General features: G+C 59.1%; 13 protein-coding genes. 9 read left to right on the forward strand and 4 right to left on the reverse strand.

Annotation, left to right across the window (positions count from 1 at the left end; translation table 11 throughout):
- Positions 1–62 precede the first annotated feature (62 nt).
- From gyrB to dnaA, 4 genes are read right to left on the reverse strand one after another with little or no spacing between them, the layout of a single operon-like run.
- The gene (gyrB, locus tag HU764_RS25165) at positions 63–2,483 is read right to left on the reverse strand and encodes a DNA topoisomerase (ATP-hydrolyzing) subunit B (protein ID WP_027592066.1); all 2,421 of its coding nucleotides are present in this window, start codon (positions 2,481–2,483) and stop codon (positions 63–65) included.
- A 4-nt stretch (positions 2,484–2,487) separates the two neighbouring features.
- Entirely contained in the window at positions 2,488–3,591 is a 1,104-nt protein-coding gene (recF, locus tag HU764_RS25170; protein WP_027592067.1) for a DNA replication/repair protein RecF, read from the reverse strand.
- A 15-nt stretch (positions 3,592–3,606) separates the two neighbouring features.
- Entirely contained in the window at positions 3,607–4,710 is a 1,104-nt protein-coding gene (gene dnaN, locus HU764_RS25175) for a DNA polymerase III subunit beta (RefSeq protein WP_027592068.1), read from the reverse strand.
- A 40-nt stretch (positions 4,711–4,750) separates the two neighbouring features.
- Positions 4,751–6,280, reverse strand: a complete 1,530-nt coding sequence (dnaA, locus tag HU764_RS25180; protein WP_027592069.1) for a chromosomal replication initiator protein DnaA — start codon at positions 6,278–6,280, stop codon at positions 4,751–4,753.
- A 596-nt stretch (positions 6,281–6,876) separates the two neighbouring features.
- On the opposite strand from dnaA, the gene rpmH reads away from it, so the two are divergent.
- The 9 genes from rpmH (at position 6,877) to HU764_RS25225 (ending at position 15,571) form a co-directional block, all read left to right on the forward strand.
- A complete protein-coding gene (gene rpmH / locus HU764_RS25185; RefSeq protein WP_003253163.1) occupies positions 6,877–7,011 on the forward strand; it encodes a 50S ribosomal protein L34 in 135 nt (44 codons plus the stop codon).
- Between the two features lie 13 nt (positions 7,012–7,024).
- Positions 7,025–7,429, forward strand: a complete 405-nt coding sequence (gene rnpA, locus HU764_RS25190; RefSeq protein WP_077068714.1) for a ribonuclease P protein component — start codon at positions 7,025–7,027, stop codon at positions 7,427–7,429.
- The gene (gene yidD / locus HU764_RS25195) at positions 7,422–7,667 is read left to right on the forward strand and encodes a membrane protein insertion efficiency factor YidD (RefSeq protein WP_075046823.1); all 246 of its coding nucleotides are present in this window, start codon (positions 7,422–7,424) and stop codon (positions 7,665–7,667) included. The genes rnpA and yidD overlap by 8 nt, the downstream gene beginning before the upstream one ends.
- Positions 7,668–7,669: 2 nt before the next feature.
- Positions 7,670–9,352 (forward strand): membrane protein insertase YidC, encoded by a 1,683-nt coding sequence (gene yidC, locus HU764_RS25200; protein WP_186679308.1) that lies wholly within the window; start codon positions 7,670–7,672, stop codon positions 9,350–9,352.
- Positions 9,353–9,434: 82 nt separating this feature from the next.
- A complete protein-coding gene (gene mnmE, locus HU764_RS25205) occupies positions 9,435–10,805 on the forward strand; it encodes a tRNA uridine-5-carboxymethylaminomethyl(34) synthesis GTPase MnmE (RefSeq protein ID WP_027592072.1) in 1,371 nt (456 codons plus the stop codon).
- Positions 10,806–11,339: 534 nt separating this feature from the next.
- Complete coding sequence (gene mnmG, locus HU764_RS25210) at positions 11,340–13,232, forward strand: tRNA uridine-5-carboxymethylaminomethyl(34) synthesis enzyme MnmG (RefSeq protein ID WP_186703052.1); 1,893 nt, start codon at positions 11,340–11,342, stop codon at positions 13,230–13,232.
- Positions 13,229–13,879, forward strand: a complete 651-nt coding sequence (gene rsmG / locus HU764_RS25215; protein ID WP_186679315.1) for a 16S rRNA (guanine(527)-N(7))-methyltransferase RsmG — start codon at positions 13,229–13,231, stop codon at positions 13,877–13,879. The genes mnmG and rsmG overlap by 4 nt, the downstream gene beginning before the upstream one ends.
- A gap of 18 nt (positions 13,880–13,897) precedes the next feature.
- Positions 13,898–14,689 carry a ParA family protein gene (locus HU764_RS25220; RefSeq protein WP_027592075.1) on the forward strand — a complete coding sequence of 264 codons (792 nt, stop codon included), beginning with the start codon at positions 13,898–13,900 and terminating at the stop codon, positions 14,687–14,689.
- A 9-nt stretch (positions 14,690–14,698) separates the two neighbouring features.
- The gene (locus tag HU764_RS25225) at positions 14,699–15,571 is read left to right on the forward strand and encodes a ParB/RepB/Spo0J family partition protein (protein WP_027592076.1); all 873 of its coding nucleotides are present in this window, start codon (positions 14,699–14,701) and stop codon (positions 15,569–15,571) included.
- The last annotated feature ends 32 nt before the right edge of the window (positions 15,572–15,603 follow it).

Raw genomic sequence — 15,603 nt, forward strand, 5'->3', positions numbered from 1 at the left:
GTATCGCACGCATAAAAAAGCCCGCTTTCGCGGGCTTTTTTTGTCGTTCAACCTACACCTGATCAGAAGTCCAGGTTCGATACCGACAGCGCGTTGCTTTCGATGAACTCGCGGCGAGGTTCCACTGCGTCGCCCATCAAGGTGTTGAAGATCTGATCGGCAGCGATCGCGTCTTCGATGGTGACCTTGAGCATGCGGCGCACGGTTGGGTCCATGGTGGTTTCCCACAGCTGGTCCGGGTTCATCTCACCCAGCCCTTTGTATCGCTGGATGGTGTGGCGCTTGGTGCTTTCGTTCATCAGCCAGTCCAGGCCTTCCTTGAACTCGACGATTGCCTTGCGGCGCTCGCCACGCTGCACATAAGCACCTTCGCCCAGCAGGCTTGCCAGCTTGGAACCGATGTTGACCACGGTACGGTAGTCGTTGCTGCCGAAGAAATCGCGGTTGAAGGTGATGTAGCTGGCCAGGCCGTGCGAGGTGATTTCCACTTCCGGCAGCCAGACATTGCGCTCCTTGTCTTCGCGCAGGCTGGCTTGATACGCCAAGCCCGACTTCTGGGTGCTGCTCAGACGCTCCTGGAACTTGGCCAGCCAGGCCTGCATCACAGCGTGGTCGCCCAGTTGCTCCAGGGTAACTTCCGGCAGGTAGATGAAGTGCTCGGTCAGCTCCTGTGGATACAGGCGCGACAAACGCTTGAGGGTCTTCATCACGCCACGGAACTCGTTCACCAGGCTTTCCAGCTGAACACCGGAAACCGCTGGCGCCGACTCGTCCAGGTGCAGGCTGGCATCTTCCAGGGCCGATTGGGTCATGTATTCTTCCATGGCCTCGTCGTCCTTGATGTACTGCTCCTGCTTGCCTTTCTTCACCTTGTACAACGGTGGCTGGGCAATGTAGATGTAGCCACGCTCGACCAGCTCCGGCAGCTGACGGAAGAAGAAGGTCAGCAGCAGGGTACGGATGTGCGAACCGTCAACGTCAGCATCGGTCATGATGATGATGTTGTGATAACGCAGTTTGTCGATGTTGTACTCTTCGCGACCGATACCACAGCCCAGTGCGGTGATCAGCGTACCGACCTCCTGGGACGAGATCATCTTGTCGAAGCGAGCCTTCTCGACGTTGAGGATCTTACCCTTCAACGGCAGGATCGCCTGAGTGCGACGGTTACGACCTTGCTTGGCCGAACCACCGGCGGAGTCACCCTCCACCAGGTACAGTTCGGAAAGGGCAGGGTCCTTCTCCTGGCAGTCGGCCAACTTGCCTGGCAAGCCCGCGATGTCCAGTGCACCTTTGCGGCGAGTCATTTCACGCGCCTTGCGCGCGGCTTCGCGGGCACGGGCGGCGTCGATCATCTTGCCGACAACAGCTTTGGCTTCATTCGGGTTCTCGAGCAGGAAGTCCGAGAAGTACTTGTTCATCTCCTGTTCCACGGCGGTTTTCACCTCCGAGGAAACCAGCTTGTCTTTGGTCTGGGAGCTGAACTTGGGGTCAGGGACCTTGACCGAGATGATCGCGGTCAGGCCTTCACGGGCGTCATCGCCCGTGGTCGCCACCTTGTTCTTCTTGGCCAGGCCTTCCTGCTCGATGTAGCTGTTCAGGCTGCGGGTCAGCGAAGAACGGAAACCCACCAAGTGAGTACCGCCATCGCGCTGCGGAATGTTGTTGGTGAAGCACAGCAGGTTTTCGTTGAAGCTGTCGTTCCACTGCAGGGCCACTTCAACACCCACGCCATCGTCACGCTGGACGTTGAAGTGGAACACCTGGTTGTTCACCGGCGTCTTGTTGGTGTTCAGGTACTCGACGAACGCACGCAGGCCGCCTTCGTACTTGAAGAACTCTTCCTTACCGCTGCGTTCATCCTTGAGCAGAATGCCGACGCCCGAGTTGAGGAACGACAGTTCACGGATCCGCTTGGCCAGGATGTCCCAGCTGAAGTGGATGTTCTTGAACGTCTCAGCCGAAGGCTTGAAGTGGATGTGGGTACCGGTCGTTTCGCTGTCACCTACAATCGCCATCGGCGCTTGAGGGACACCATGAACGTAGGTTTGCTCCCAGATCTTGCCGCTGCGACGCACGGTCAGCACCAGCTTCTCGGACAGGGCGTTAACCACGGAAACACCCACACCGTGCAGGCCGCCCGAAACTTTGTACGAGTTGTCGTCGAACTTACCGCCGGCGTGCAGCACGGTCATGATGACCTCGGCTGCCGATACGCCTTCTTCTTTATGCACGTCAACCGGAATGCCGCGACCGTTGTCGCGCACGCTGATGGATTCATCCGTGTGGATGATGACAGTGATGTCATCGCAATGACCGGCGAGGGCTTCGTCGATCGAGTTGTCGACCACTTCGAAGACCATGTGGTGCAGGCCGCTACCATCATCGGTGTCGCCAATGTACATGCCGGGACGCTTGCGTACGGCATCCAAACCTTTCAGCACTTTAATGCTGGAGGAGTCGTACGTTTGATTTTCGCTCATGCCTTCACTCCCGATGGTCGTGGGTCTGGGTGATACGGCCCTGTTCCACGTGGAACAAAGCAACTGGCGTTTCCGTCTGCCAGCCTTCCCTCAGTAATTCGTGATCTACACAGGTGATGAACACCTGGCAGCGTAATTCTTCTAGCAAGCGGCACAATGCGCGGCGGTGTTGCTCGTCCAGTTCTGACGGCAAGTCATCCACGAGATAAATACAGTGACCGCGGCGAGCCTGGCTGACGAGGTGCCCTTGGGCAATGCGTAGCGCACACACCACAAGTTTCTGCTGCCCTCGCGACAGAATGTCGGCTGCGTTATTGGCAGCCAAACGAAGACGCAGATCAGCACGCTGCGGACCGGCCTGGGTGTGGCCCATTTGCTGGTCACGAAGAAGAGAGGAGGCGAGTACTTCGTTGAGTTCCCGGTCCTTGTCCCAGCCTCGGTAATAGCTCAGGGTCAACCCGTCAAGCTCGACCAGTTCGCTCAGGGTTCGCTCGAAGACGGGCTTCAAGGCCTTGATGTAGTTGCGACGGTATTCATCTATTTCCGCGCTGGCCAGGCACAATTCCCGATCCCAGGCGGCTTGCGAAGCTGGGTCAAGTGTACCATGCCGCAACCACGAGTTCCGCTGCCGGAGCGCCTTCTGCAGACGTTGCCAGGCAGGCAGAAAACGAGGTTCCACGTGGAACACTCCCCAATCCAGGAATTGGCGGCGAATTTTCGGGGCGCCTTCCAACAGCCTGAAACTGTCTGGGTTAATCAGCTGCAGGGGCAGCAACTCGGCCAACTGCGCCGCGCTTTTGGCATTCTGCCCGTCGATACGGATGGTGAAATCACCTTGCCGCTCGCGAGATACGCCCAGGTTGCTGGTGCCCCCCGACGTCAACTCAACCTCGCCAAACACGGTGCAAGCTGGCTGCTCGTACTGGATGACCGGGTTCAGACGGGTACTGCGGAACGAGCGCGCCAGCCCCAGCAAGTGCACAGCTTCGAGCACACTGGTTTTGCCGCTGCCGTTAGCACCGTAGAGGATGTTGATGCGGGGAGAGGGTGAGAGGGTCACCGGGTGCAGGTTGCGCACCGCGGTGACCATGATACGTCGAAGGGACATTCAGTCTGCTACAGGTTACAGACGCATCGGCATGACAACGTAGGAAGAGTCATCATTGCCAGCCTCCTGCAGCAGCGCACTGCTGTTGGAGTCGGACAGAATCAGACGCACTTGCTCGGTCGTCATCACGCCCAGCACATCCAGCAAGTAGCTGACGTTGAAGCCGATCTCCAGCGCGCTGCCGTTGTAGTCGACGCTGATCTCTTCTTCCGCTTCTTCCTGCTCAGGGTTGTTGGCCTGAATCTTCAGTTGGCCAGCGGCCAGTTGCAGGCGAATGCCGCGGTACTTTTCGTTGGACAGGATCGCGGTACGGCTGAATGCCTCACGCAGCGCCTGACGATCACCGACCACCAGCTTATCGCCACCCTTAGGCAGTACACGCTCGTAGTCCGGGAACTTGCCGTCCACCAGCTTGGAGGTGAAGGTGAACTCGCCGGTGGTTGCGCGAATGTGGTGTTGCCCCAGGACGATGCTGACCATGCCTTCCGGATCAGTCAGCAGGCGCGCGAGCTCCAGGATACCTTTGCGCGGCACGATCACCTGGTGGCGATCATCCTGCTCGATGGGCGCGCTCATGGAGCACAGCGCCAGGCGGTGGCCATCGGTAGAAACAGCGCGCAGGGTGTTACGCGACACCTCCAGCAGCATGCCGTTGAGGTAGTAGCGCACATCCTGTTGAGCCATGGCAAAGCTGGTGCGCTCGATCAGGCGGCGCAGCTTGCTCTGTTCCAAGTTGCAGGTCAGCGAGCCTGGGCCTTCTTCCACCGTCGGGAAGTCATTGGCGGGCAGGGTCGACAGGGTGAAGCGGCTGCGGCCGGCCTTGACCAACAGTTTTTGCTCGTCGACCTTGATATCGATCAGGACGTCGTTTGGCAGGCTTTTGCAGATGTCCATCAGCTTACGGGCCGGGACAGTGATTTCGCCAGGCTCGGCTGGCTCTTCCAGTTGCACGCGGCCTACCAGTTCGACTTCCAGGTCGGTACCGGTCAACGACAGCTGCTGGCCTTGCACAACCAGCAATACGTTAGACAGGACCGGCAAGGTCTGACGGCGCTCGACGACACCGGCGACCAGTTGCAGGGGTTTCAACAGGGCTTCGCGTTGAATGGTGAAATGCATGGTCTAGTCCCTTGCCTTCAATTAGCTGCGCAGACGGCCATCAGGTCGTCAGCGTCCGCAGCAGGTTCTTGTAGTCCTCGCGGATGTCCGCGTCGGATTCCTTCAGTTCGTTGATTTTGCGGCAGGCGTGCAGCACGGTCGTGTGGTCGCGACCACCAAACATATCGCCGATCTCCGGCAGACTGTGGTTGGTCAGCTCCTTCGACAGGGCCATGGCTACCTGGCGCGGGCGCGCGACAGAACGCGAGCGACGCTTGGACAACAGATCGGAGATCTTGATCTTGTAGTACTCGGCCACTGTGCGCTGAATGTTATCCACACTGACCAGCTTGTCTTGCAGCGCCAGCAAGTCTTTGAGCGATTCGCGAATCAGTTCGATGGTGATGTCGCGGCCCATGAAGTGCGAGTGAGCGATCACCCGCTTCAGGGCACCTTCCAGTTCGCGGACGTTAGAGCGGATGCGCTGGGCAATAAAGAAGGCAGCGTCATGCGGCAGCTCGACTTTAGCTTGGTCCGCCTTCTTCATCAGAATCGCGACACGCGTTTCCAGCTCGGGAGGCTCTACCGCAACGGTGAGGCCCCAGCCGAAGCGGGATTTCAGACGTTCTTCCAGGCCTTCGATTTCCTTCGGGTAGCGGTCGGAGGTGAGGATCACCTGCTGGCCGCCCTCGAGCAGGGCGTTGAAGGTGTGGAAAAACTCTTCCTGGGAACGCTCTTTGCGGGCGAAGAACTGGATGTCGTCGATCAGCAACGCATCGACCGAGCGGTAGAAGCGCTTGAATTCGTTGATGGCATTGAGCTGCAGCGCCTTGACCATGTCCGCGACGAAACGCTCCGAATGCAAGTAGACCACCTTGGCATTCGGATTTTTCTTCAGCAGGTGGTTACCCACAGCATGCATCAAGTGGGTTTTACCCAAGCCCACACCCCCATAAAGGAAGAGCGGGTTGTAGCCATGCTTCGGGTTGTCGGCGACCTGCCAGGCAGCGGCCCGCGCCAGCTGGTTCGACTTACCTTCGACGAAGGTGTCGAAAGTGAACGTGCGGTTCAGGTAACTGGTGTGCTTGAGGGCACCTTCAACCTGAACAGTGCGCTGTTCGGTGCGGGTGTTGGTAGCCGGTGCCGGCGCAGGCTCGGCCATGGCATCAAAGCTGTCACGCGACGAAGGCTCGGCAACCTCATTGACCTGCGCAGCTTCCACAGGCGCAGCGGCAGGCTCTACCGACATCGCAGCAGGCGCGGCTTTTTGTACCTGGGTCTGCGCCAGCGAAGCGGCCACAGCGGCACTGACCGGCGCATTGGGCGCGGCCCGCGGCGCCGAGCTGCGACGGCTGCCTATTAATAAGGAAAGGGCAGGCGCAATGCCGCTGCCGTTCTCACCCAACAGCTCGAGCAGACGACCCAGGTACTTTTCATTGACCCAATCGAGAACGAAACGGTTAGGCGCATAGACGCGCAACTCGTCGCCTTCGGCTTCGACCTGTAGCGGACGGATCCAGGTGTTGAATTGCTGGGCAGGCAGTTCATCGCGCAGAAGCTCCACGCACTGCTGCCAAAGTTCCACTGACACGGATATCCCCTGAGTTTGAAAGCCGGATGAGGCAAAAACAAACCGCCATTGTACCGGTCGAGCGATCAGTTATCCACATGTGGATACGTTAGGAGCCATGACAAAACAGCCATTTATCGACCAAAACGGCTTTATTGCGCTGTGCATAAGCTCTGTGGATAACCGCACCTGAGGGCTATGCACAACCCTGGGTTGAGATCCGTGGATAATTCACCTGTGGATAATGAGCACTTTAATCCACAGCTTCTGCGCATGCGGAGCACAAGCGCAGCACCGGATACCGACAGGGTTTCAAAACTCTGTACAGCCCGCTATTTCTGGGCTGCAGAACGTTATCCACAGAAAGTTATCCACTTAAGATTTATAAGTTCTTTAAGAAAGCTTTTTAAATGTCTCTTCTTTTTTTTCATGTTATCCCCCGATGTGCGTTCACGCTAAGGCCGTGTCTGGGCAGCGTCTGATCGACCGAGCCCGTCACGCCTTCTATAAGGAATGACTGGTTGGAAATTGACCTATTGGCTTGCTTTCTCTAGAATCGCCGGTCTCTTAAAAAGGGGGCCATCCCGGCCGTCGTCGACAAACCCAGGTAACACGCCATGAAACGTACTTTCCAACCAAGCACCATCAAGCGCGCGCGCACTCACGGTTTCCGTGCTCGTATGGCTACCAAGAACGGCCGCGCTGTTCTGTCGCGTCGTCGTGCCAAAGGCCGTAAGCGTCTGGCCATTTGATTTTTCGGCACAGGTGGTGAGTCAGGACTTCAGTCGGGAAAAGCGACTGCTTACACCCCGACATTTCAAAGCGGTCTTCGACTCCCCAACCGGCAAGGTTCCAGGGAAAAACCTGCTGATCCTTGCTCGCGAGAACGGCCTCGATCATCCGCGCCTTGGCCTGGTGATCGGCAAGAAGAGCGTCAAGCTCGCCGTTCAACGCAATCGCCTCAAGCGCTTGATGCGCGATTCCTTTCGTCTGAACCAGCAGATACTCGCTGGCCTGGACATCGTGATCGTCGCGCGCAAGGGATTGGGTGAGGTAGAAAACCCGGAATTGCATCAACACTTTGGCAAGCTCTGGAAACGCCTGGCGCGCAGCCGGCCTTCTCCAGCGGTTAGCGCCGATTCCGCAGGGGTAGACAGCCAAGATGCGTAAACTGGCACTCGTTCCGATCCAGTTTTACCGTTATGCCATCAGTCCTCTGATGGCCAGTCACTGTCGTTTCTTCCCCAGCTGCTCCTGTTACGCTTACGAAGCCATCGAAAACCATGGCTTATGGCGTGGTGGGTGGCTGGCCGTTCGTCGCCTGGGGCGTTGTCATCCGTGGAACGACGGCGGTTTCGATCCCGTTCCACCCGCTCCTTCCTCCCGAACTTCTTCGATAGCCGAGTAATCATGGATATTAAACGCACGATCCTGATCGCCGCGCTGGCAGTCGTGTCCTACGTCATGGTCCTGAAGTGGAACGATGACTACGGCCAAGCTGCCCTGCCGACTCAGAATACTGCTGCCAGCACTGTTGCTCCGGGCTTGCCCGATGGCGTGCCGGCCGGTAACAACGGTGCCAGCGCCGATGTACCGAGCGCCAACGCCGAATCGAGCCCTGCCGAACTGGCACCGGTCGCACTCAGCAAGGATCTGGTCCGCGTCAAGACCGATGTTCTGGAACTGGCTATCGACCCGGTGGGTGGTGACATCGTCCAGCTGAACCTGCCGAAGTACCCACGCCGTCAGGACCACCCGAACATTCCGTTCCAGTTGTTCGACAACGGTGGCGAGCGTGTCTACCTGGCCCAGAGCGGCCTGACCGGCGCCAATGGCCCGGACGCCCGTTCCACGGGTCGCCCGCTGTACGCGGCTGAACAGCGCAACTACCAGCTGGCCGATGGCCAGGAACAACTGGTGGTGGACCTGAAGTTCAGCGACAACGGTGTGAACTACATCAAGCGCTTCAGCTTCAAGCGCGGTGAGTACGACCTGACCGTCAGCTACCTGATCGACAACCAGAGCAGCCAGGCTTGGAGCGGCAACATGTTTGCCCAGCTCAAGCGTGACGCCAGTGGCGATCCGTCTTCGAGCACGGCGACCGGCACCGCTACCTACCTGGGCGCCGCCCTGTGGACAGCTGCCGAGCCGTACAAGAAAGTGTCGATGAAGGACATCGACAAAGGTAGTTTGAAAGAAAATGTGTCCGGCGGCTGGGTCGCCTGGCTGCAGCACTACTTCGTTACTGCCTGGATCCCGGCCAAGTCGGACAACAACGTTGTCCAGACCCGCAAGGACAGCCAAGGCAACTACATCATCGGCTACACCGGCCCAGCCATCAGCGTTCCGGCTGGCGGCAAGGTCGAAACCAGCGCCATGCTGTACGCCGGTCCGAAGATCCAGTCCAAGCTCAAAGAGTTGTCCCCAGGCCTGGAACTGACCGTCGACTACGGCTTCCTGTGGTTCATTGCCCAACCGATCTTCTGGCTGCTGCAACATATCCACAGCCTGCTGGGTAACTGGGGCTGGTCGATCATCGTCCTGACCATGCTGATCAAAGGCCTGTTCTTCCCGCTGTCGGCTGCCAGCTACCGCTCGATGGCGCGCATGCGTGCCGTGGCGCCGAAGCTCGCTGCGCTGAAGGAACGCTTCGGTGATGATCGCCAGAAGATGTCCCAGGCGATGATGGAGCTGTACAAGAAAGAGAAGATCAACCCGCTGGGTGGCTGCCTGCCGATCCTGGTTCAGATGCCGGTATTCCTGGCCCTGTACTGGGTACTGCTGGAAAGCGTAGAAATGCGCCAGGCCCCATGGATGCTGTGGATCACTGACCTGTCGATCAAGGATCCGTTCTTCATCCTGCCGATCATCATGGGCGCCACCATGTTCATTCAGCAGCGTCTGAACCCGACGCCGCCGGATCCGATGCAGGCCAAGGTAATGAAAATGATGCCAATCATCTTCACCTTCTTCTTCCTGTGGTTCCCGGCTGGCCTGGTGCTGTACTGGGTTGTGAACAACTGCCTGTCGATTTCGCAGCAGTGGTACATCACCCGCAATATCGAAGCAGCGACTAAAAAAGCTGCTGCTTGACGGGCTGCTAGTCTGTGAATAAAAACGCCCCCTAGTGGGGCGTTTTTGCTATCTGTCGTTTTTGTCGTAGAGGCTTTCGAGCATGAACACTGTGCGTGAGACCATCGCTGCCATCGCTACCGCCCAAGGCCGCGGTGGCGTGGGCATTGTCCGCTTGTCTGGCCCTCTGGCGGCCAAGGCAGGCCAGCTCATCACCGGCCGCACCCTAACGCCTCGCCATGCGCATTACGGGCCCTTCCGTGATGACCAGGGCCTGGTCCTGGACGAAGGCATCGCGTTGTACTTCCCGGGGCCGAACTCGTTCACCGGTGAGGATGTGCTCGAGCTGCAGGGGCATGGTGGGCCGGTGGTCCTCGACATGCTGCTGCAACGCTGTGTACAACTTGGTTGCCGCCTGGCCCGGCCCGGTGAATTCAGCGAGCGTGCGTTTCTCAACGACAAGCTCGACCTGGCGCAAGCCGAGGCGATCGCCGACCTTATCGAGGCCAGCTCCAGCCAGGCCGCGCGCAATGCCTTGCGTTCGCTACAAGGTGAGTTCTCCAAGCGTGTGCACAGCCTTACCGAGGCGCTGATCGCCTTGCGGATCTATGTCGAAGCGGCGATCGACTTTCCTGAGGAGGAGATCGACTTCCTCGCCGATGGCCACGTGCTGTCGATGCTGGACGCGGTGCGTGGCGAGTTGTCCACAGTGCAACGCGAAGCCGGGCAGGGCGCTTTGCTGCGCGATGGCATGACCGTAGTTATTGCCGGCCGTCCGAATGCGGGTAAATCCAGCCTGCTGAACCGCCTTGCGGGCCGCGAAGCCGCCATCGTCACCGACATCGCCGGCACCACCCGCGACATCCTGCGTGAACATATCCACATCGATGGCATGCCGTTGCATGTGGTCGACACTGCAGGCCTGCGTGATACCGATGACCATGTGGAAAAAATCGGCGTCGAGCGGGCGCTCAAGGCTATTGGCGAAGCGGATCGTGTATTGCTGGTGGTGGATTCCACAGCCCCGGAAGCCGCAGACCCGTTTGCCCTCTGGCCGGAGTTCCTCGATCAGCGACCAGACCCTGGCAAAGTCACCCTGATCCGCAACAAGGCTGACCTCAGTGGTGAGGCCGTGGGCCTGGAACAGTGTGACGACGGCCATGTGACCATCACCCTCAGCGCCAAGGACGACGACAGTGGCTTGCAGTTGCTGCGCGACCACCTCAAGGCCTGCATGGGTTATGAACAGACCGCCGAGAGCGGTTTCAGCGCCCGCCGGCGCCACCTCGATGCTCTGCGCCAGGCCAGCGATCACCTGGAGCATGGCCGCGCGCAATTGACCCTCGCGGGGGCCGGTGAGCTGCTGGCTGAGGACTTGCGACAGGCTCAGCAAGCCCTGGGAGAGATCACAGGGGCGTTCAGCTCGGATGACCTGCTGGGGCGCATCTTCTCCAGTTTCTGCATCGGTAAGTAACCCACAGGCCTTCAAAAGGCACTCGCAACACCAGGCCGCTCCTTTGGGAGCGGCTTTTTTTTGCCCGGCGATTGGTTAGCAAGGGGCTGTGGAGAGCAAAAGCACAGCTCGACTTCCGGTTTTATTTCATCCACAGCAGCCAAAACACTCGCCTGTACCCTGTGGAAAACCCTCCATCAGCTCTCTTGATAACCCACTCTTTTTCTTGAGGAAAAAACCGCTTGTGCATAAGTAGCACTTTAATCCACAGGCTAAAGGACGTTATCCAGAGGCCTTATGGCACTTGGATAACAGGGTTTAATTTCTCTGTACACTGCGCAGTGTAAGGGCTGTGTAACTTTATCCACAGAAAGGTGTGTGCATAAGAATAAACATAAAAACAAAGCTTTTTTAAATCTCTCTTCGTTGTTTTTGTTGTCTGCCACTCATCCACAGCCTGATCAAATTTTGCGCAAGCGGTTCCTTTGCAAGGGGGTAAGTCCCTATACTTGTCCGCTTACCTTCTCTATTCGCAAAACAGGCACGAGGTGCGTGGTGGATTTCCCTTCCCGTTTTGAAGTGATCGTCATCGGCGGCGGCCATGCCGGTACCGAGGCTGCGCTTGCGTCTGCACGCATGGGGGTGAAAACCCTGCTGCTGACCCATAACGTGGAAACCCTCGGTCACATGAGCTGCAACCCCGCGATTGGCGGTATTGGCAAAAGCCATCTGGTCAAAGAGATCGATGCGCTCGGCGGTGCCATGGCATTGGCCACCGACAAGAGCGGCATCCAGTTCCGCGTTTTGAACAACCGCAAAGGCCCGGCCGTACGCGCCACCCGAGCGCAAGCTGACCGCGCCATTTACAAGGCTGTGGTTCGCGAAATCCTGGAAAACCAGCCAAACCTGTGGATATTCCAGCAGTCCTGCGACGACCTGATCGTCGAACGGGACCAAGTCAAAGGCGTAGTGACCCAGATGGGCCTGCGCTTCTTTGCCGATTCCGTGGTGCTGACGACCGGGACCTTCCTCGGTGGCCTTATCCACATCGGTTTGCAAAACCATTCCGGCGGTCGCGCCGGCGATCCGCCTTCGATTGCCCTGGCGCACCGCATGCGTGAACTGCCGCTGCGCGTAGGCCGTTTGAAAACCGGTACCCCGCCGCGTATCGATGGCCGGTCGGTAGACTTCTCGGTCATGACCGAGCAACCGGGCGATACGCCGATCCCGGTCATGTCGTTCATGGGCAACGCGCAGATGCATCCGCGCCAGGTGAGCTGCTGGATTACCCACACCAACGCCCGCACCCACGAAATCATCGCGTCGAACCTCGACCGTTCGCCGATGTACTCGGGTGTGATCGAAGGTGTTGGCCCGCGCTACTGCCCATCGATCGAAGACAAGATCCACCGTTTTGCCGACAAGGAAAGCCACCAGGTATTCATCGAGCCGGAAGGCCTGAACACCCATGAGCTGTACCCCAACGGCATCTCGACTTCGCTGCCGTTCGACGTGCAGCTGGAGCTGGTGCGCTCGATTCGCGGCATGGAAAACGCCCACATCGTGCGCCCGGGCTACGCCATCGAGTACGACTACTTCGACCCGCGTGACCTGAAGTACAGCCTCGAGACCAAAGTCATCGGCGGCCTGTTCTTCGCTGGCCAGATCAACGGCACCACCGGTTACGAAGAAGCCGGTGCACAAGGCCTGTTGGCCGGTACCAACGCTGCACTGCGTGCGCAAGGCCGCGAAAGCTGGTGCCCGCGCCGCGACGAGGCGTACATCGGCGTACTGGTCGACGACCTGATCACCCTGGGTACCCAGGAGCCGTACCGCATGTTCACCTCGCGTGCCGAGTACCGGCTGATCCTGCGCGAAGACAACGCCGACCTGCGCCTGACCGAAAAAGGCCGCGAACTGGGCCTGATCGATGACCAGCGTTGGGCCGCGTTCTGCGCCAAGCGTGACGGCATCGAGCGTGAGGAACAGCGCCTGAAGTCGACCTGGGTTCGCCCGAATACCCCGCAGGGCCAGGCAGTTGTGGATAAGTTCGGCACGCCGTTGAGCCACGAATACAGCCTGCTCAACCTGCTGGCGCGGCCGGAAATCGACTACGCCGGCCTGATCGAGGCCACCGGTGGTGATGAAATTGATCCACAGGTTGCCGAGCAGGTCGAGATCAAGACCAAGTACGCGGGCTACATCGACCGCCAGCAGGACGAAATCGCTCGGCTGCGCGCCAGCGAAGACACCCGCCTGCCTGTGGATATCGACTACACCACGATTTCTGGCCTGTCGAAGGAAATCCAGGGCAAGCTTGGCCAGACCCGTCCCGAGACGTTGGGTCAGGCTTCGCGTATCCCTGGTGTGACACCAGCGGCCATTTCGCTGCTGCTGATTCATCTGAAAAAACGCGGCGCAGGCCGCGAATTGGAGCAAAGCGCTTGAGTTCCCTGGTCACCCCGCAACACGCCGAAGAATTGTCCACAGGCGCGCGCCAGCTCGGCATCGAGCTGAGCGCGCAGCAGCACGAGATGCTGCTGGGCTACCTGGCCCTGTTGATCAAATGGAACAAGGCCTACAACCTGACTGCCGTGCGTGATCCGGACGAGATGGTTTCGCGGCATCTGCTCGACAGCCTCAGCGTCATGTCGTTTATCCACAGCGAGCGCGATAACTGGCTGGATGTCGGCAGTGGGGGTGGCATGCCAGGCATACCCTTGGCTATCCTGCACCCGCACAAGCAAGTGACGGTTCTGGACAGCAATGGCAAGAAGACCCGCTTCCTGACCCAGGTCAAAATGGAACTCAAGCTGGACAACCTGCAGGTTATCCACAGCCGGGTCGAAGCATTCAAACCGGCGCAACCGTTCAGCGGAATCATCTCTCGTGCCTTCAGCAGCATGGAGAACTTCACCAACTGGACCCGCCATCTGGGCGACACCGGGACGCAATGGCTTGCAATGAAGGGGCTGCATCCTGCCGATGAACTGGTAGCATTGCCCGCAGACTTCACAGTGGAAAGCGAGCAGGCCCTGACCGTTCCGGGTTGCCAGGGCCAGCGCCATCTGCTGATACTGCGCCGCAAGGCATGACTGGGAACACGCGCATCAATGGCTAAGGTATTCGCAATCGCGAACCAGAAAGGTGGTGTGGGCAAGACCACCACCTGTATCAATCTCGCCGCTTCGCTGGCCGCGACCAAACGTCGTGTGCTGCTGATCGACCTCGATCCGCAAGGCAACGCCACCATGGGCAGCGGTGTCGACAAGCACGAGCTCGAGCACTCGGTATACGACCTGCTGATCGGGGAATGCGACCTGGCTCAGGCCATGCATTACTCCGAGCACGGTGGTTTCCAGCTGTTGCCGGCCAACCGTGACCTGACCGCCGCCGAAGTGGTGCTGCTGGAAATGCAGGTCAAGGAAAGCCGCCTGCGCAACGCCCTGGCGCCGATCCGCGAGAACTACGACTTCATTCTCATCGACTGTCCGCCGTCGTTGTCGATGCTGACGCTGAATGCGTTGGTGGCCTCCGATGGCGTCATCATCCCCATGCAGTGCGAGTACTACGCACTGGAAGGTCTCAGTGACCTTGTGGATAACATCAAGCGCATCGCCGCCCGGTTGAACCCGGAGCTGAAGATCGAAGGCCTGTTGCGGACCATGTTCGACCCGCGCCTGAGCCTGAACAACGATGTTTCGGCCCAGCTCAAGGAACACTTCGGCGAGCAGCTGTACGACACGGTCATCCCGCGCAACATTCGCCTGGCCGAGGCCCCAAGCTTCGGCATGCCGGCCCTGGCCTACGACAAGCAATCGCGTGGCGCGCTGGCTTATCTGGCCCTGGCTGGGGAACTGGTACGCCGTCAGCGCCGTCCATCCCGCACTGCACAAACAACTTAAGGAATCCGTATGGCCGTTAAGAAACGGGGTCTCGGACGTGGGTTGGATGCACTGCTCAGTGGTCCTTCCGTCAGCGCGCTCGAAGAGCAGGCTGTCAAGATCGACCAGAAAGAACTGCAACACCTGCCGGTCGAGCTGATTCAACGTGGCAAGTACCAGCCGCGTCGCGACATGGACCCGGTGGCGCTGGAAGAACTCGCGCACTCGATTCGCACCCATGGCGTGATGCAGCCGATCGTGGTTCGCCCGATTGCCGACAACCGCTACGAGATCATCGCCGGTGAGCGCCGTTGGCGCGCCACCCAGCAGGCTGGCCTGGACACCGTGCCGGCCATGGTCCGCGAAGTGCCGGACGAAACGGCCATTGCCATGGCGCTGATCGAGAACATCCAGCGCGAAGACCTCAACCCCCTGGAAGAGGCCCTCGCGCTGCAGCGCCTGCAGCAGGAGTTCGAACTGACCCAGCAGCAGGTAGCGGATGCCGTGGGCAAGTCGCGGGTTACCGTGGCCAACCTGCTGCGCCTGATCACCCTGCCTGAAGCGATCAAGACCATGCTCGCCCACGGAGACCTGGAGATGGGTCATGCGCGCGCTTTGCTCGGTCTTGAAGAGCATCGTCAGGAAGAGGGGGCGCGTCATGTTGTCGCACGTGGCCTCACCGTGCGCCAAACCGAGGCACTGGTGCGTCAATGGCTCAGCGATAAGCCTGATCCGGTCGAACCGAGCAAACCTGATCCGGATATCGCACGCCTTGAACAGCGGCTCGCAGAGCGCCTGGGCTCTGCCGTACAGATCCGTCATGGCAACAAGGGCAAGGGCCAGTTGGTTATTCGCTATAACTCGCTTGACGAGTTGCAAGGCGTCCTTGCTCACATCCGCTGAAACAATTCCTGTTGTAGCGCGCAGTCGGAAAT

The sequence above is a fragment of the Pseudomonas kermanshahensis genome (assembly GCF_014269205.2).
Taxonomy (GTDB): Bacteria; Pseudomonadota; Gammaproteobacteria; order Pseudomonadales; family Pseudomonadaceae; genus Aquipseudomonas; species Aquipseudomonas kermanshahensis.